Origin of the sequence: Limnohabitans sp. Rim8 (assembly GCF_945869175.1) — a bacterium.
GTDB lineage: Bacteria > Pseudomonadota > Gammaproteobacteria > Burkholderiales > Burkholderiaceae_C > Limnohabitans_A.
The window spans coordinates 1-18,428 of record NZ_CAMBNZ010000058.1 but is presented as its reverse complement, the minus strand read 5'-3'; the positions used below and the strand labels follow the sequence as shown (position 1 = coordinate 18,428).

Sequence of the window (18,428 nt, the reverse complement as noted above, 5' to 3'; positions counted from 1 at the left end):
CACTTCCGCCACGGCCACCACTTCGCGCACACAAGGCTGGCACACCGTGACCGGCGCAGACCCCACCGCCAGATTCGCCCGTTGGAACGTGTCCGCTTCGGGTGCGACTGCAGCCGCAGACTTCCGCAACGAGCCACAAACCTTTGGCTCCAACGTTGAAATCGATCCGGCTAACGTGGAATCGACGCCTTCAAAACGCATGGCTATGGGTCGTTTTGCGCACGAGGCGGCCGTTTGTGGTTTCCCCGTGGTTGGCAAACCTCTGGCCTTTTACATGGGCTGCGATTCACGCAACGAATACATCTACAAATTTGTCAGCGCCAAAAACTGGGACGCAGCCGACATCGGCGGCGGCATCACAGCGGGCGACAAATACCTCAACGAAGGTAAGTTGTACGTCGCGAGGTTCGACGATACCGGCAAAGGCGAGTGGTTGGAGCTCAGCATCAACAACCCTTTGATCAAGGCTGCCGCTTTCGGCTTTACCAACCAGGCCGAAGTGTTGGTGCACACGCGTGTTGCCGCCGACGCCGCAGGCGCCACCAAGATGGACCGGCCTGAGTGGGGCGCGGTCAACCACGCCAACGGCGAGATCTACTTTGCAATGACCAACAACAGAACCCCTGAAAAAACGGTCGCTATGGTCAATGCCGCCAACCCGCGTTATTACAGAGACACCGACGGCCGCACCGACGGCGCTTCGACTCGTGACGGAAATCCCAACGGTCACATTGTTCGTTTCAAAGAAACCAACAGCATGTCAGATGCCACCACCTTCACTTGGGATATTTTCTTGTTTGGTGCAGAGGAAGACTCAGCTGACGTGAACGTTAATCTGTCGCGCTTGACTGCTGCCAACTCTTTCTCCTCCCCAGATGGCTTGTGGTTCAGCAAGTCCACCGGCATTTGCTGGATCCAGACCGACGACGGCGCTTTCACCGACGAAACCAATTGCATGTTGGTGGCCGCAGTCCCCGGCACAGTGGGCGATGGGGGTGCATTCACCGTCAGCAACTCCGTAGTAGTGTCTGGCGTAGCCCAGACATCGACCCAAAACACCTTTGTTGGCGGTATCTTGGGCGAGTCACGCCTGCGTCGCTTCTTGGTCGGCCCCAAGGGCGCAGAAGTGACGGGCATCACCGAGACCGCCGATGGCAAAGCGATTTTTGTGGGTATTCAGCACCCCGCTGAAGATGCTACGGCATACAACGACACCACCAAGGGCGTCTGGCCCACCAATGCCATGAATGGTGTCGGTGGCGCTTACGGTGCAGGCACCCGTGCACGTTCGGCCACCATCGTCATCACCAAAGACGATGGCGGAAGAATCGGTCTGTAATCCAACGGACGGGCGCTTCAACGGCCTGACGATTCAACCCATTGTGGTTGTTCGTTGGGCTGTTGAGACGACCTCAATCTGACAGGTGTATTGACTGAGAGCTTTCACGAAAAGAGTCATTCAAACGCCTTAAACGGGTCAACGTATAAACCCTCACTTGAATGCTTTCTCGTGAGGGTTTTTTCTTTTTTTTCGATCCTTAAAAGACGGATTCAGGTTTTTCCCATTCTTTTGAAGCAATTAAATTTAATCAAAAAATTGGATCAGTTCACATGTTCTCCCTGCAACCATTTTTAATTCGATCTACCGCATTGCTCTGCGCAGCATTTTTTTTAGTGGCCTGCGGCGGTTCAGGGTCGGGGCCTATGGCCACCACAGTGTCAGGTGCACCGACACCACCGGTTGCCGGTGCGGTCATTCTCAAAACGCCTGTTTTGTCATTCAACGACACCGGTCTTGACGTGACCGATGGCGTCACCAGCAACGGCAGGTGGGGTGTTGAAAGTTCGGGCATCGACTGGGAGTTTTCGCTGGATCAGGGTGCGAGCTGGACACGCGGTTCCGGTGCCTCGTTTGACGTCAAAGGCGACGGCGCCAAAATGATTTGGGTCCGCGCTCGGGACGATGCGGGCAACACCTCCGAAATTGTGCGCGTCAACTGTGTTTTGGACACCACAGCTCCATCGGCTGTGGCCATCTCGGGTCAATCCGAAGGTGTGACCAACACTTTCAAATTGTCGGGCATTGAGCCGGGTGCGCGTTGGGAGTATTCCCTGGACGAGCAACGCTCATGGTCTGCAGGCAAAGGCAGCGCACTCGGCGCTATGGGTAACGGCTTGAGCCGGGTTTGGTTACGCCAAGTGGACATGGCCGGTAACAATTCTGTGGCCCAAGGTTTTGACTTGCAAAACCCAAGCGTTGTATCGCATGAAGCTTCAGGCGACCCTCTGCAGCCCAGCATTTTGGCGCCCGGCCTCCAAACCTATCTGATCCATGGCGTAGTGGTGCGCGGTGATATCGACTATGTGCGCTGGGACATCCCCAAAGGCCAACAGTTGCTGTCGGTCAAGTTGGTGCAGTATGTCTCGGAAGACGCCATTGCCTTTTTTGCTTTGCAGCCTAACAAGGTGTTTGATGCGGGCATTGATGTATCGCGTATGTTGGTTTACGGCCACATGGGTCCCAGTGATTTGGCACGGAATGTGTTGGCCAATGTGCCCAAATCGCAAGTTGGCGAGGGGCCTATGACGCTGTGGTTTCAGCAAACCGGTTCACAGCCGACACGGTATGCCATTGAGGTTATCTTGTCTCCAGCGGATTGATGCCCGCTTGGGTGCCTAATTGGCGCTCATCACAATCAGTTGTCTTCAGTGTCTTGAGGTGGTGATTCGTCAAATTCATCGGATGCGCCATTTCAAGCCCACTTGCAGCCTGTTGTTGCGTGGCTCGTAAGTGCCTCTTTCTACGCCGACCAAACTGACCCAATGGACATCCGAATCGTCCACCCAAGTCCAGCGTGCATAGGGCAGTATCTCTCCCATGTCGGTATGAATTTCCTTGGTCAATTGAAGGTAAGCACCTTTGCGCTGTTGGTTGGTCACGTCTTGTAAGCGGGTGTTGGCTTGTGACAAGCGTGACACATGCTCTCCCCACAACAGCCAGCCTGCGTCGACCGTCCAAGGCTGTGGGTTGTCCGAACGCCAGCGAATTGGCAACCACACTTGCGTAGAAAGCCGGTCATAGCCTCCAAAACCCAAACTGGTGGTGCCACGCAAAAAATTGGCATGGATGTGCAAAGCCAAACCATACTGCCATTGGGGCTGGGCTGTTGATGCCCTGAGAGCGCGCCAGCGTGTATCCACGTTCAATACCGAATCCAAACGCCCCGATGGAACGCTGTTGTAGGTTTGCAGGCCAACATGCGCATCGGCTTCCACGGTGAACGATCCCCATGCTCGGCTTTGCCAATGCACGCCCAACTCGGGGCCTTTCAAGTTCATTTGCGGTTCACTGTAATCCTGCCAACCTGCGCTCAGCTGCCAAGCGCCCCGATTTTCTTCAGCCTGAGCTTGGATCGAAGGGATGGCCCCAACCAGGACCCCAACTGTGCAAAGCTTCAGCAAGTGAGACTCGCTGAAAAGACTGGAACACCGAATGCTGCGATAAATAGAAAACATGGGAGTCCTTTGAAGACCAACAAGCTTATTTTCTGATGCGTCTTTGACTGCTTGAAGACAATTGCGGTTGGCCCTTTCCTACTGAAAAAACGGGTATGGGCTGGTGGCCGAAGGGGTGCGAAAAAAGAGTGAAAAGCGCGCACGCAACACCAGCATCGGTTTGCTGGGTGGAGCGGTGAAGTGTGAATGGATGCTCATGGTGGATTGTTAAATTTAAGGTGAGCCGGTATATCGATTGGCGAAATGACTTGAACATCTTTAGCCATTGCCCAGCCCTCTTGCACGGGGGCGATCACAAAGGCTTTGTTCACGCCGGTGTCTTCGCAGGCTTGCCAAAAACCTTTGGTGACCTTGGGAGCTGAGGAGAACTTGATTTCAAAACCGATGGTTTGATTGCCTGTCTCGACCACCACATCCAGTTCTGCGCCTGCTGCCGTTCGATAAAAAGAAACACTCGCCCCAGCGGGCAGGTGGTTGCAAATTTGCTCTACACAAAAGCCTTCCCAAGAAGCGCCCGTCATAGGATGGCCCATCATGTCGTTGATGTTGTGTATGCCCATCAGGTAATGAAGCAAACCACTGTCCCGCACATAAATTTTGGGTGATTTCACCAGCCGCTTGCCGAGGTTGGCATGGAATGGTTCAAGTCGGCGCAGCATGAGGGATTGCACCAAATGGTCAAGGTAGCGCGTGACTGTGGGCGATGACACCCCCAGTGATGTGGCAATGCTGGAGGCATTGAACAGCTGCCCGTGCAAGTGCGCCACCATGCGCCAAAAGCGCCGCATCAATTCGGGTTCAACATTGATGCCCAAGGCGGGCAAGTCAGTGTTCAAGAAGTGCCTCACAAAGCCATCCCGCCACAGCCACGAAGCCTCATCGCCAGGTGCTTTGTAGCTGTTGGGAAAGCCACCCCTTAACCAGAGTGTTTGAATGTCAGCGAAGTCGCGGTGCACTTCGCTCAGAAGAAGGGGGGCCATGTCGACCAAGGCCAAACGCCCCGCCAGCGATTGTGATTGTTGCAAAAGTTTGTAAGACGCTGAACCAAGGATCAGAAAGCGTCCATTGCGGCGGTCTTCATCAATTTCGCCGCGCATGGTGCTTAACAACTCGGGCGCATTTTGAATTTCATCTAACACAATCAAACGATCGCGATGGGTCTGAAAAAACACATCTGCTTGCTCTAGCTTGGCGCGTGCTTGGCTGTTCTCCAGATCAAGGTAAACCGAATTTGGGAACTCGGTCGCAATCTGTCTGGCAAGGGTTGTCTTGCCGATTTGACGTGCACCCAAAATAGCAACAGCTGGGCTCCAGCCTAGATGGTTGCGAATTTCTTGGAATGATTTCCTAATAAACATCCTTGCATTTTAAACATGACATGTTAAAAATACTAGAATAATTCAACTCACATATTACGCCGGTACTGCCCACCCACCTCAAACAAAGCATTGGTGATCTGACCCAGTGAGCAGACACGCACCGCGTCCATCAGCACCTCGAACACGTTGCCGTTGTCGATCACGGCCTGTTGCAGGCGTTGGAGCATGGCGGGGGACTCTTTGGCGTGCAGGGCTTGGAAGTCATTCAAACGCTTGAGCTGTGATTGCTTTTCTTCTTCGGTCGAACGGGCCAGTTCCAGCGTTTCCATGACTTCGTCACCCTTGGGGTTGCGGAAGGTGTTGACGCCGATGATGGGCAACTCGCCGGTGTGCTTGAGCATCTCGTAGTGCATGGATTCGTCTTGGATCTTGCCGCGCTGGTAGCCGGTTTCCATCGCGCCCAGCACGCCGCCACGCTCGGCGATCTTCTCGAACTCGGCCAGCACGGCTTCTTCCAGCAATTCGGTGAGCTCGTCGATGATGAAAGCGCCTTGGCTCGGGTTCTCGTTTTTGGCCAAGCCCCACTCGCGGTTGATGATGAGTTGGATCGCCATGGCGCGACGCACCGAGTCTGCGGTGGGCGTGGTGATGGCTTCGTCAAACGCGTTGGTGTGCAGACTATTGCAGTTGTCGTAGATGGCAATCAGCGCTTGAAGCGTGGTGCGGATGTCGTTGAACTGAATTTCTTGCGCGTGCAGCGAGCGGCCTGAAGTCTGGATGTGGTACTTCAGTTTTTGTGATCGCTCGTTGGCACCGTACTTCTCTTTCATGGCCACGGCCCAGATGCGGCGCGCCACACGGCCCATGACGGTGTACTCCGGGTCCATGCCGTTGCTGAAGAAGAAGCTCAGGTTCGCCGCGAAGTCGTCGATGTGCATGCCGCGCGCCAAGTAGGCTTCCACAAAAGTGAACCCGTTGGACAGCGTGAAGGCCAGCTGGCTGATCGGGTTGGCCCCGGCCTCGGCAATGTGGTAACCGCTGATGGATACCGAGTAGAAGTTGCGCACGTCGTGGTGCACAAAATACTGAGCGATGTCACCCATCACTTTGAGCGAGAACTCGGTCGAGAAGATACAGGTGTTTTGGCCTTGGTCTTCTTTCAGGATGTCGGCTTGCACCGTGCCGCGCACATTGGCCAACACCCAAGCCTTGATCTTGGCGGTCTCTGTCTCGGTGGGTTCGCGGCCGTTTTCCAGCTTGAACTTGTCGATGTTCTGGTCAATGGCCGTGTTCATGAACATGGCCAGGATCGAAGGCGCGGGGCCGTTGATGGTCATCGACACCGACGTGGTCGGGTTGCACAGGTCAAAGCCCGAGTACAGCACCTTCATGTCGTCCAGCGTGGCCACGTTCACGCCCGAGTTGCCGATCTTGCCGTAGATGTCCGGACGCAAATCGGGATCGTTACCGTACAGCGTGACCGAGTCAAAAGCGGTGGACAAGCGTTTGGCGGGCAGGCCTTCGCTGACCAACTTGAAGCGGCGGTTGGTGCGGAAGGGGTCACCTTCGCCTGCGAACATGCGGGTCGGGTCTTCGCCCTCGCGCTTGAAGGCAAAGGTGCCAGCGGTGTAGGGGTAGCTACCGGGAACGTTGTCCAGCATCAACCACTTGAGCACTTCGCCATCGTCTTCGTATTGGGGCAATGCGACTTTGCGGATGGTGGTGCCAGACAGACTCTTGGTGGTCAGCGCGGTGCGGATTTCCTTGTCGCGGATCTTCACCACGTATTCATCGCCTGCGTAGGCTTTTTGCATGTCGGGCCATTGGGCCAGCAATTTCTTGGCTTGAGGGTCCTGGGATTCTTCCCTGGCGATGGCCAGGTCGATGGCGGCTTCGGCCGCTTTGGCTCGCCCGGCTTTGCCCACTTCGAGCATGCGTGCTGCAGCGCGCAATTGTTGGATTTCGCGAGCCAAGCGGGACTGGTCAACGGCGCGTTTTTTGTAGCCACGCACCGTGTCGCTGATCTCCGCCAAATAGCGGGTGCGCGAGGAGGGCACCACCGGGTTCTGGTGGGTGCTGTAACGCACCGTGACCACAGGCAAACGGCCTTCGGTGGTCTGCATGCCCAGTACAGCCAGACGGGTTTTGAGCGCTTGGTACAAGGCGGTGACGCCATCGTCGTTGAAGCGTGCGGCCATGGTGCCAAACACCGGCATTTGCTCAGTTGGAACGGTCCAGGCTTCCTTGTTGCGCTGCACCTGTTTGGCCACATCGCGCAGTGCATCGGAAGCGCCCTTGCGGTCGAACTTGTTAATGGCCACAAACTCTGCAAAGTCCAGCATGTCGATTTTTTCGAGCTGACTTGCCGCGCCAAATTCTGGGGTCATCACGTACATGGGCACATCCACATGCGGCACGATGGCCGCGTCGCCCTGGCCAATGCCCGAGGTCTCGACCACGATCACATCAAAGTCTGCCACCTTGCAGGCGGCCACCACATCGGGCAAAGCGGCAGAAATTTCGGAGCCAAAGTCGCGTGTGGCCAGCGAGCGCATGAAAACACGCGGGCCTTGTGACCAAGGGTTGATAGCGTTCATGCGGATGCGGTCGCCCAGCAAGGCACCACCGCTCTTGCGGCGCGAAGGGTCAATGGAGATCACGGCCACACGCAAGGCGTCGCCTTGGTCCAGCCGCAGTCGGCGGATCAACTCGTCGGTGAGCGAGGACTTGCCGGCACCGCCCGTGCCGGTGATGCCCAGCACAGGCACCTTCTTTTGCGCCGCTTGTTCGCGCACGGCTTGGACCATGCTCGCATCGGCTTTGCCGTTCTCCAGTGCGGTCATCAACTGCGCCAAGGCACGCCAGTTCATTTCGCTGTGGCCCTGAATCGCTGCCACGTCTTTGGGTGCCTGCGGGCTCAAATCCTTATCGCAGCGCATGACCATCTCGCCGATCATCCCGGCCAGGCCCATTTTTTGGCCGTCTTCGGGGCTGAAAATCCGCACGCCTTTTTCGGCCAAGGCGCGAATCTCAGACGGCACGATCACGCCGCCGCCACCACCAAACACCTGGATGTGCTGGCCACCACGGGCCTGAAGCAGGTCGACCATGTAGCTGAAGTATTCGTTGTGCCCGCCCTGGTAGGAGCTGATGGCGATGCCCTGCGCGTCTTCTTGAAGCGCGGCGGTCACCACCTCGTCCACGGAACGGTTGTGCCCCAGGTGGATGACTTCAGCGCCCATGCTTTGCAGGATGCGGCGCATGATGTTGATGGCCGCATCGTGCCCATCGAACAAACTGGCGGCGGTGACAAATCGCACCTTGTTCGTGGGGCGGTATTCGGCCAAGGCTTTGAATTCAGCGGAAAGGTCGGTCATGGAATCTCCGTTAGCGGGCGGTATATTTTGGCTTTGACGTTGACGTAAACGTCAATCAAACCCTGCATCTTAGCCGTTGCGACCCATCCTGTCACTGACACTTTGACGTGCAGGCGAAAAGCTATGATTTGGCACTGAAACCGCTTAAAAATGAACTTTCCTACTTTTGGATGAACGCCCCATGACCTTTTCCTCAGCGCCCACACTTCCCGCAGTCCAATCGGCCGTCGGCTACGCAGGCGACATTTCCCCTGAACAGGCTTGGGCTTGGGTGCAATCGGGTGAAGCCGAGTTGGTGGATGTGCGCACCGACGCAGAGCGTGCCTGGGTGGGTTTTGTGCCTGGAGCTCACCCGCTGGCCTGGAAGCAGTGGCCCGGCATGACAACGAACTCGGACTTTGATGCGGGCGTGCAGGCCTTGGGTGCGGGCGGAAAGAAACTGGTCATGTTGTGCCGTAGCGGTGTGCGCTCGATCGCCGCCGCGCAGCGCGCCACCGAGTTGGGCTTGCAGGCCTACAACATCCTCGAAGGTTTCGAAGGCGACCCAGATGATGAGGCCCACCGCGGCACCCTGGGCGGTTGGCGCGTGCGCGGCTTGCCTTGGCAGCAAAACTGAGCGGGTCAAGCCACCCGAGTTCAAACGCCAGGAGGCCGGCGGGCGATCATGTCTAGATTCGCCATTTCGTAAGCGTGGGCCAGTTTCAGCAAAGCCCAATCGCCTTGGGGTTTGCCAATCAGGGCCAGGCCCATGGGCAAACCGTTCTCGCCAAAGCCTGCAGGCACGCTGATGGAAGGCAGGCCAGCAAACGTGGCGTAAATCACCACCTCCATCCAACGGTGGTAGGTGTCCATGCTTTGACCTGCCACGCTCTGTGGCCAACGCAGGTTCACATCAAACGGCCACACTTGCGCCACAGGGATGGCCAGCACGTCGAATTTCTCGAACAGGGCCAACATGCTTTGGTAAAAGCGCGTGCGGCTGGCGCTGGCCGCCATCAGTTGAGAACCCGTTAAGCCCAGTGATTGGTCGTGTTCCCAAAGCGCTTCGGCTTTGATGTGTGCACGGTTGGCGGGGTTGATCAAGAAAGGCGCGATGCGCGGCCCCACCAAAGCTTGCCGCCAGACCAACCACGCTTGCCAAATTTCTTCGGGTGGCATGCCCAAACAGGCCTCGTCCACCGTGCAGCCCATCCCCGAAAAACTGTTCAGCGCAGACTGGCAGACATCGAGAATGCCGTCCTCCATCGGCAAGTAACCCTGCAAGTTGCCCAACCAGCCCATGCGCAGGCCTTTGGGATTGCTGTCAAATGCGCCTGCAAACACAGCGGGGTCTTCGGTCAGGCTCAAAGGGCTGGACGGGTGAGCCCCGGCTTGCACCGACAGCAGCATGGCCAAATCGGCCACATGGCGGGCCATGGGGCCTTCCGTGGCCAGTTGGGCAATGAACACGTCTTGCGCGGGCGACATGGGCACGCGGCCTTGTGAGGGGCGCAGGCCAAACACATGGTTCCATCCGGCCGGGTTGCGCAAGCTGCCCATGAAGTCCGAGCCATCGGCTACGGGCAACAGGCGCTGGGCCAGCGCCACGGCCGCACCACCGCTGCTGCCGCCAGCGGTTTTGTTCGGATTCCAAGCGTTGCGGGTGGGGCCAAACACCTCGTTGAATGTGTGCGAGCCCAGTCCAAACTCGGGTGTGTTGGTCTTGCCGATGACGATGGCGCCGGCGGCTTTCATCCTTTGAACCATGAGTCCATCCTCAGTGGCCACAAAGTCCTTCATGAGCGGGCTGCCCAAAGTGGTGCGCAAACCTTGTGCATGGGCCAAGTCCTTGATGGCTTGCGGCATGCCGTGCATCCAGCCCATCGATTCACCCCGGGCCAGTTGAGCATCGCGCTCGCGCGCTTGTGCCATCAAAAGTTCGGGTTCTTGCAGACTGACGATGGCGTTGGATTGCGTATTCCATCGCGCAATGCGCTCCAGTGTGGACTGCATCACTTCCTGGCATGACACCTGCTTAAGGTGTATGGCGCGGGACAAATCAATCGCCGAGTTGTTAGGGTTGACCATGGGGTGACGCTTTCGGTTTTATTTGTATTATGAAAGCGGTCAAAGGGTGATCAGCCACTGGTGAAAACCCCGACTCTGATTTGCGCAAAGGTGACGCTTGTCCGTTTTGAAAGCTGTCATCATGGTTTTTCAATTGTTCCTTTTTTGGAGATCTGATCATGAAAAGACGTGTTCTGTTTGCGGCCACGGGTATGTTGGGTTTGAGCATGCTGGCGCCTGTCGTGGCACAAGCCCAAGACAACAAGGTATTCCGATTCGTGCCCCACGCCAACTTGGCGGTGCTCGACCCCATCTGGACCACGGCCTACGTGACCCGCAACCATGCGTACATGATTTACGACACGCTCTTTTCCGAAGACGCACAGGGCAACATCAAGCCCCAAATGGTGGACACTTACACCACTTCGGCCGACCGTAAAACCTGGACCTTCAAACTTCGCGCTGGCTTGGAGTTCCATGACGGCAAGCCTGTGACCAGTGAAGACGTGGTGGCCTCCCTCAAGCGCTGGGCCAGCCGCGATGCCATGGGCGGCATCCTGAACACCTTCATTGACCGCTACGAAACCCCCGATGCCAACACCTTCCGAATGGTCCTCAAGGAGCCCAGCGGCATCGTGATCGACGCCTTGGGCAAGGCCTCGTCAAACGTGCCCTTCATCATGCCCGCGCGCATTGCGGCCACACCCGGCGCCGAGCAAATCAAGGAGCACATTGGTTCGGGCCCCTTCATCTTCAAGGCCGACGAGTTCAAGCCCGGCGCCCTGGCGGTTTACACACGCAATGCCAAATACAGGTCGCGCAATGAAGCCCCCAGTGGCATGGCGGGTGGCCGTCCGGTCAACTTTGACCGTGTGGAATGGGTCATCATCCGCGACCCGCAAACCCAGTTCAATGCCATCAAGGCGGGCGAAGTGGACATGGTCGAGCAGCCTAGTTTTGAGCAATATGAAACCCTGAAGAAAACCGAGGGTTTGAAGATCGATGACTTTTCCCCAGCAGGCTTGCAATTCATCATGCGCTTTAACCACCTGCACAAACCATTTGACAACCCCAAGATCCGTCAAGCTGCCATGGTGGCCATGGGGCAGCAGGCCTACATCAACACCCAAATTGGCGTGCCCGAGTTGGGCAAGTTGTGCCGCAGTATCTTCCCTTGCGGCACGGTGTATGCGGATGAAAACACGGGTTACTTCACCGGCGTGGCCAACCCAGCCAAAGCCCGTGAAATGCTCAAAGAAGCCGGTTACGACAACACGCCTGTGCTCCTGATGCGCCCGACCGATCTGGCCTCGATCGCCAAAATTCCTTTGGTCGCCAAGCAGCAACTTGAGGCCGCTGGCTTCAGAGTGGACATGCAGCAAATGGACTGGGCCTCTTTGGTGGCCCGCCGTGCCAAGAAAGACGCGCCCGCGGCGGGTGGTTGGAATGCTTTCCTGACCGCTTGGACGGCCGGCGACATCTCTAACCCGCTGGCCATGGCCATGCTCAATGCCAAAGGCGACACCGGCTGGTTTGGCTGGCAAAACGAGCCGCGCCTGGAGACCCTGAAGGCCAGCTTCGCCCGCGCAGGCACCATCGAAGAGAAAAAGAAGTTGGCCAGCGAGATCCAAGCTGTGGCCATGGAGACCGCGACTCACGCACCTTTGGGTCAATACCGCTCACCCACCGTGATTCGCAGCAATGTGAGTGGCATTTTGCAAACGCCCGGTATCCCGGCCATGTGGAACATCAAGAAAAATTGATCAGGTTCTGAGAGATGTTTCAATTCGTCCTGCGCCGCCTGCTGGCGGTGCTGCCGGTCCTGCTCGTCGTCTCGCTGGTGGTCTTCCTCATCCTGAGGTTGGCCCCCGGTGATCCTGCGGCGGTCATTGCCGGCAACAGCGCCACCAACGAAGACATCAACCGCATCCGCGAACAGTTGGGTTTGGATCGGTCGATCCTGTCCCAGTATTTCATCTGGATCGGTCGGGTGTTTCAGGGCGATCTGGGGTATTCGTATTACCTGAACAAACCCGTCACAGAGCTGATCGCGCAGCGCATCGAGCCCACCTTGTCTTTGGCGGCGGGCACTTTGGTGCTGGCCATTGCCGTGGCCATTCCCTTAGGCACCATCGCTGCTTGGCGCATGGGGGGGTGGCTCGACAAAGTTCTGTCCGGTTTTTCGGTGGCCGGGTTTTCGGTGCCGGTCTTCGTGGTCGGCTACTTGCTCATTTACCTGTTTGCCATTCGTCTGGAATGGTTGCCCGTGCAGGGCTACAAAGCCTTGTTTGGGCCGCGCAGTGTCGGGGTGTGGGATTGGATGCGGCAGCTGATCCTGCCCTGGATGACGCTGGCCATGATTTATGTGGCGTTGATTGCGCGGGTCACCCGGGCCAGCGTCTCTGAGGCCCTGACCGAAGACTACATCCGCACCGCGCGTGCCAAAGGGGTGACCGAACAAGCTGTGCTGCTGCGCCACGCGCTGGCCAATGCGGCCGTGCCCATCGTCACCGTGATTGGCATTGGCGTGGCCTTGCTCATCGGCGGCGTGGTCGTGACCGAGACGGTGTACGCCATCCCGGGCTTGGGCCAGTTGACGGTGGATGCGGTGCTGAACCGCGACTTCCCGGTGATCCAGGGCTTGGTTTTGCTGTTTTCTTGTGCCTACGTGTTCATCAACCTCTTGGTCGATCTGAGCTACCTCTTTCTTGATCCGAGGATTCGTTACTGATGTCAGTCTCTCATCGTTTATGGGCCAACGGCTCGATCCGGTTTGGTGCCGTGGTGCTTGGGTTGATGGTGTTGGTGTCTTTGCTGGCGCCCTGGCTGGGCACCTTGGACCCGGCGGCCATGGATTCCAATTTCATCAACAAGCCCGCCGGTCTCAAGGGGGACTTCACTTTGGTCGACGGCAGCAAGGTGGCCCACACTTTCTGGCTGGGCACCGACAGCTTTGGCCGCGACCTTTACAGCCGCGTGGTCTATGGTGCACAAGTTTCCTTGCTGGTGGGCGGCTTCACCGCGGCGCTGGCCTTGGCTGTGGGCGGCTTGTTGGGCATGCTGGCCGGCTACTTTCGGCAAGTCGACGCGGTGTTGATGCGTTTCATGGATGGCTTAATGGCCATTCCTGCCATTTTGCTGGCCATTGCGCTGGTGGCGGCATTGGGCGCGCAAGTGGGCACAGTGGTGGTGGCCATTGCGATTCCCGAGGTGCCGCGTGTGACGCGCTTGGTTCGCTCTTTGGTCCTGAGCCTGCGCGAAGAGCCTTTTGTGGAAGCAGCCCGTGCGCTGGCCACCCCGACGCCGATCATTCTCTGGCGGCATATTTTGCCCAACGCTTTGGCTCCCCTGATCGTGCAGGGCACCTTTGTGGCTGCTTCTGCGGTGCTGACCGAGGCGATTTTGAGTTTTCTGGGCCTGGGCTTGCCGCCTGACATTCCGACTTGGGGCAACATCATGGCGGAGGGGCGCGTGCAGTTCAGCCAGTACCCCGGTAACGTGCTTTACCCCGCTTTGTTTTTGGTGCCCACCGTGCTGGCTGTGAATTTGCTGGGGGATGGTTTGCGCGACGTGCTGGACCCCAAGTTTGCGAAAAGAGGCGCCTGATGAGTGCCCAAACCAATCAACCGGTCTTGTCCATTCGCCAGTTGTCGGTGTCTCTGCCTGCTGGGAGTGACCGGTTGCACGCGGTGCACCAGGTGTCGCTCAGCATCCTCCCTGGCCAGACCTTGTGTGTGGTGGGCGAGTCGGGCTCGGGCAAATCCGTGATGGCCACCACCGTGATGGGCCTGTTGGCCAAAGAGCTTCAGCCCAGCGGTGGCGAAATTCTCTTGCAAGGCGAGTCTTTGCTCGGTGCCTCGGCTGCGCGTTTGCGGGGTTTGCGTGGGCGCAGCATGGGCATGGTGTTTCAAGAACCCATGACCGCACTCAATCCGGTGATGACCTGCGGTGACCAAGTTGATGAATTGCTTTCGACCCACACCGATTGGCCCAGGGACCAGCGCCGCACCGAAATTTTGCGCATTTTTGAACGTGTGCGTTTGCCCGACCCGGAGCGCATGCTGCGCAGTTACCCGCACCAACTGAGTGGCGGTCAGCGCCAACGCATTGTGATCGCCATGGCGGTGGTGCTCAAGCCCGCCCTGATCATTTGCGACGAGCCGACCACGGCGCTCGATGTGACCACGCAAAAAGAAATTTTGCGGCTGATTGCCGACCTGCAGCGCGAGCAAGGCAGTGCGGTGCTGTTCATCACGCATGACATGGGCGTGGTGGCCGAAATTGCCGACGATGTCTTGGTGATGAACCAGGGCGAAGCGGTTGAAGGCGGGCCCTGTGAGCAGGTCTTGCGCCGCCCCAAGGCCGAATACACGCACCAGTTGCTGGCGGCCGTGCCTGGCATGACGCCCCCTTCCGCCAAACCCGCCTTCAGTGGCCAGGCCTTGCTGTCCGGTCAGGGCGTGGGTAAAACTTACGCCAGTCGCGATTGGATGGGCCGCAACCGCGCCACTGCTGCGCTGCAAAACGCCCATGTGGCGGTGCACGCGGGTGAGACCGTGGGCGTCGTGGGCGAGTCCGGTTCGGGCAAGTCTACGTTTGCCCGTTGCCTGATCCGCCTGATCGATCCGACCGAGGGCAGCGTCCTCTGGGGTGACCATGAGGTTGCCACCTTGCCCGAAGGCCGCTTGCGGCCTTTGCGCAACCGGGTACAGGTGGTGTTTCAAGACCCGAACCGATCGCTCAACCCACGCCGCACGGTGGGCCAGTCCATGGTCGAAGGGGCCATGAATTTCGGCCAATCACGCGCAGAGGCCGAAGCGTTGGCGGCCGAGTTGATGACCCAGGTGCGCCTGCCGGTCGAGGCGCTGCAACGCTACCCCAGCCAGTTCAGTGGCGGGCAAAGACAACGCCTGGCCATTGCCCGTGCCTTGGCTTGTCGTCCCCAGGTGCTGGTGGCCGACGAGGCGGTGAGCGCGCTGGACGTGAGCGTGCAAGCGCAAATATTGAATTTGCTGCGCGAAATTCAGGGCCGACTGGGTTTGGGCTTGCTCTTCATCACGCATGATTTGCGAGTGGCCGCCCAGTTGTGTGACCGCGTGATCGTGATGCACCAAGGCCATATCGTCGAAGAAGGGCCGACAGCTGAGCTGTACGCCAACCCCCAACATGACTACACAAGGCGTCTTCTGCAAGCCGCACCGGCTGCTTTGCCGCCCCTCGAGACCGTGCCTTGAGGCGGTCTCTGATCTGAACCTCGAACACGGCCTTCCATGACCCGCATCTTGATCGCTGGCTACCAGCACGAAACGAACACCTTTGCACCCAGTCTGGCCGATTGGGCCGCCTTCCAAAGCGGGGAGGCTTTTCCGGCCTATGTGCGTGGCCAGGCCCTGCTGGACAACATGACGGGTGTGAACATCCCGGTGGGTGGCTTCATCGACGCGGCGCGGCGCGAAGGCTGGCAAGTGTTGCCCTCTGCCTGGGCGGGCGCGACACCCTCCTCGTATGTGACCGAAGACGCCTTTGAACGCATCTGTGCTGGCATTCTCGAAGATGTGCGCTCGGCTTTGGTCCAAGGTCTGGATGGCGTGTACCTGGATTTACACGGCGCGGCTGTGGCCGAAAATGCCGACGACAGCGAAGGTGAACTCATCGCGCGCATCCGCGCCGTGGTGGGCCCGCAGGTGCCGATCGTGGCCAGCTTAGACTTGCATGCCAACGTGACCGAGCGCATGTTGCAACTGTCCGATGGCCTGGTGGCCTACCGCACCTACCCCCACATCGACATGGCCGACACCGGTGAGCGGGCGGCCATGCTGTTGCGCGAGCATTTTCGTGCAGGTGGCAAGCGCCCGATGCAGGCCCGGCGCCTGCCGTTTTTGATTCCACTCAATGCGCAAAGCACCTGGATGGCCCCGGCCAAGGATCTGTACGACGAGATGATGGCCCTGGAAACCCAAACCGGTTGCATGCTCAGTTTTTGCATGGGCTTTCCGGCCTCTGACTTTGCCGAATGTGGCCCGGTGGTCTGGGGCCACGGCCCGCAGGCCCAAGCTGCGGTGCAACGCTTGTTTGAGCGTGTGGCCGAGCCTGGCCAATGGCGACCCGATGTGCTACCCGCCCGAGAGGCGGTCACGCAGGCCCTGGCCAAGGCCGAGGTGTCGTCCGCCCCCGTGGTCATGGCCGACACCCAGGACAACCCGGGCGCAGGCGGCGACAGCAACACCACCGGCATGTTGCACGCCTTGTTGCAGCAGGGCGCGGGCCAACGCTGGCCGGGTCAGGTGGCCCTGGGCTTGTTGTATGACCCTGATGCCGCTCGCATGGCGCATGAGGCTGGGGTGGGTGCCAATTTGCAACTGGCTTTGGGCAAGGCTGTGCCCACCTTCACGGGCGAGGCGAGCGACCCCCCATTGCAGGGGCGCTTCACGGTGCGGGCTTTGGGGCCGGATGACTGCGAACTCAAAGGCCCAATGATGACCGGCATGAAAGCCCACATCGGTCCTTGCGCTTGCCTGGAAATCGACGGGGTGCTGATCGCCGTGTCCAGTGGCAAATGCCAAATGCTCGACCGCGAACTGTTTCGCGCCGTGGGCATCCAACCCGAGCAGATGAAGCTGCTGGTGGTCAAAAGCTCCAACCATTTTCGTGCCGACTTCACGCCGATCGCCAGTCTGGTGCTGGTGGCCAAAGCGGCAGGCCCCATGGCGGCCGATCCGGGCGAATTGCCTTGGAAAAAACTCAGCCCCCATACGCGCACCCGGCCCTGAAACGGATTCAGGGATCAGACATTCCATTTTCTGAAAAGGCTTCAGCATGAACACCCAAGCGCAAGACCTGACCCAGATGCCGGCCCACGAACTGCTGGCGCTGTACCGCAGTGGCCAGACTTCACCGGTCGAGGTGACGCAGGCGGTGCTGCAGCGCATCGAGCGTGTCAACCCGCAAATCAATGCTTTTTGCTGGCTGGACGAGAAAGCGGCTTTGGACAGCGCCCGGGCCAGCGAGGCCCGTTGGCAGGCGCACCGCCAGCAAGGCGCGCCCGTGGGCGCTCTGGATGGCGTGCCCACGTCCATCAAGGACTTGATCCTCACGCGCGGTTGGCCCACCCTGCGCGGCAGCCGCACGGTTGACCCGAACCAACCCTGGGACATCGACGCCCCAGCCACCGCCCGCTTGCGCGAGGCGGGTGCGGTGTTGCTGGGCAAAACCACCACCCCCGAGTTTGGCTGCAAGGGCGAAACCAACTCGCCCGCCACGGGCATCACCCGCAACCCCTGGAACCTGAACCACACCCCTGGCGGTTCCTCTGGCGGTACGGCCGCTGCTGTGGCCGCTGGCCTGGGGCCCATTGGCGTGGGCACCGACGGCGCTGGCAGCGTGCGCATTCCGGCGGCTTTTTGCGGCAACGTGGGTTTGAAACCCAGCTTTGGCCGCGTGCCCGCTTACCCCTTGTCACCTTTCGGTTCGGTCGCACACTTGGGGCCGCACACCATGAGCGTGCGCGATGCCGCCTTGATGACCAATGTGCTCAAGCAGCCCGACGCGCGCGACTGGACATCCCTGCCACCCGACGGCAGCGACTACACGGTGGGTCTGGAAGACGGCATTCGCGGCCTGCGGATCGCTTACTCGCCCACCTTGGGGTACGCGCAGAACGTGCACCCCGAGATTGCCGCAGCGGTTCATGCCGCCGTGCAGCAACTGCAAGCCCTGGGCGCGCATGTGGAGCAAATTGACCCCGGTTTTGAGGACCCGCTCGACATCACCACCGGCCTGTGGTTTTTGGGCGCATACACCGTCTGGAAAGGCTTGAGCGCTGAGCAGCAGGCTGTGGCAGACCCGGATTTTCAAACCGAAGCCGAGCTGGGCGCGCAACTGAGCGCCTTGCATGTCCAGCAATTGAACCAACGCCGTGGGGTCTTGGGTTCGCACATGCGGCAGTTCATGCAGCGTTTTGATTTGCTGGTCACGCCTGCCGTGTCCATTCCCGCCTTTGAAGCGCGTGCCGCCGGCACGGTGGCCATGGACCCCGTGTCCATGCTGGGCTGGACACCCTTCAGCTATCCCTTTAACTTGACACAACAGCCGGCCATCACCGTGCCCTGTGGCTTGACCCAGAGCGGCCTTCCCATGGGCTTGCAGATCGTGGGCCCGATGTTTGGTGATG

At 59.0% G+C, this 18,428-nt stretch carries 13 protein-coding genes; 9 read left to right on the top strand and 4 right to left on the bottom strand.

The annotated features are described in order from the left end of the window. The coding region (locus tag Q0O19_RS09665) for an alkaline phosphatase PhoX (protein ID WP_295522419.1) at positions 1-1,339 on the top strand (1,339 nt) is incomplete at its 5' end. A 365-nt stretch (positions 1,340-1,704) separates the two neighbouring features. Beyond that, positions 1,705-2,661 (top strand): hypothetical protein, encoded by a 957-nt coding sequence (locus tag Q0O19_RS09660; protein ID WP_295522417.1) that lies wholly within the window; start codon positions 1,705-1,707, stop codon positions 2,659-2,661. Between the two features lie 75 nt (positions 2,662-2,736). Here the strand turns inward: Q0O19_RS09660 and Q0O19_RS09655 are convergent, their stop codons facing one another. From Q0O19_RS09655 to icmF, 3 genes are all read right to left on the bottom strand, one after another. After that, complete coding sequence (locus tag Q0O19_RS09655) at positions 2,737-3,339, bottom strand: hypothetical protein (RefSeq protein ID WP_295522416.1); 603 nt, start codon at positions 3,337-3,339, stop codon at positions 2,737-2,739. 371 nt (positions 3,340-3,710) lie between these two features. After that, the gene (locus tag Q0O19_RS09650; protein WP_295522414.1) at positions 3,711-4,874 is read right to left on the bottom strand and encodes an ATP-binding protein; all 1,164 of its coding nucleotides are present in this window, start codon (positions 4,872-4,874) and stop codon (positions 3,711-3,713) included. Between the two features lie 47 nt (positions 4,875-4,921). Continuing rightward, positions 4,922-8,212 carry a fused isobutyryl-CoA mutase/GTPase IcmF gene (gene icmF / locus Q0O19_RS09645; RefSeq protein ID WP_295522412.1) on the bottom strand — a complete coding sequence of 1,097 codons (3,291 nt, stop codon included), beginning with the start codon at positions 8,210-8,212 and terminating at the stop codon, positions 4,922-4,924. Between the two features lie 181 nt (positions 8,213-8,393). On the opposite strand from icmF, the gene Q0O19_RS09640 reads away from it, so the two are divergent. Then, positions 8,394-8,828 (top strand): rhodanese-like domain-containing protein, encoded by a 435-nt coding sequence (locus Q0O19_RS09640; RefSeq protein ID WP_295522410.1) that lies wholly within the window; start codon positions 8,394-8,396, stop codon positions 8,826-8,828. Positions 8,829-8,848: 20 nt separating this feature from the next. Here the strand turns inward: Q0O19_RS09640 and Q0O19_RS09635 are convergent, their stop codons facing one another. Beyond that, on the bottom strand, positions 8,849-10,279 hold the full coding sequence (locus Q0O19_RS09635; protein WP_295522408.1) for an amidase: 1,431 nt from the start codon (positions 10,277-10,279) through the stop codon (positions 8,849-8,851). Between the two features lie 158 nt (positions 10,280-10,437). Between Q0O19_RS09635 and Q0O19_RS09630 the strand changes: the two genes are divergently transcribed. The 6 genes from Q0O19_RS09630 to Q0O19_RS09605 form a co-directional block, all read left to right on the top strand. After that, positions 10,438-12,021, top strand: coding sequence for an ABC transporter substrate-binding protein (locus Q0O19_RS09630; RefSeq protein WP_295522406.1), 1,584 nt, complete (start codon positions 10,438-10,440; stop codon positions 12,019-12,021). Between the two features lie 14 nt (positions 12,022-12,035). Then, positions 12,036-12,989, top strand: a complete 954-nt coding sequence (locus Q0O19_RS09625; RefSeq protein WP_295522404.1) for an ABC transporter permease — start codon at positions 12,036-12,038, stop codon at positions 12,987-12,989. Then, the gene (locus Q0O19_RS09620; RefSeq protein WP_295522402.1) at positions 12,989-13,864 is read left to right on the top strand and encodes an ABC transporter permease; all 876 of its coding nucleotides are present in this window, start codon (positions 12,989-12,991) and stop codon (positions 13,862-13,864) included. The genes Q0O19_RS09625 and Q0O19_RS09620 overlap by 1 nt, the downstream gene beginning before the upstream one ends. After that, on the top strand, positions 13,864-15,492 hold the full coding sequence (locus Q0O19_RS09615) for an ABC transporter ATP-binding protein (RefSeq protein ID WP_295522399.1): 1,629 nt from the start codon (positions 13,864-13,866) through the stop codon (positions 15,490-15,492). The genes Q0O19_RS09620 and Q0O19_RS09615 overlap by 1 nt, the downstream gene beginning before the upstream one ends. A 36-nt stretch (positions 15,493-15,528) precedes the next feature. Then, positions 15,529-17,028: a M81 family metallopeptidase gene (locus Q0O19_RS09610; RefSeq protein WP_295522397.1), complete on the top strand. Its 1,500-nt coding sequence runs from the start codon at positions 15,529-15,531 to the stop codon at positions 17,026-17,028. A gap of 46 nt (positions 17,029-17,074) precedes the next feature. Continuing rightward, positions 17,075-18,428 (top strand): amidase (locus Q0O19_RS09605; protein WP_295522395.1); only part of this gene is annotated, 1,354 nt, incomplete at its 3' end.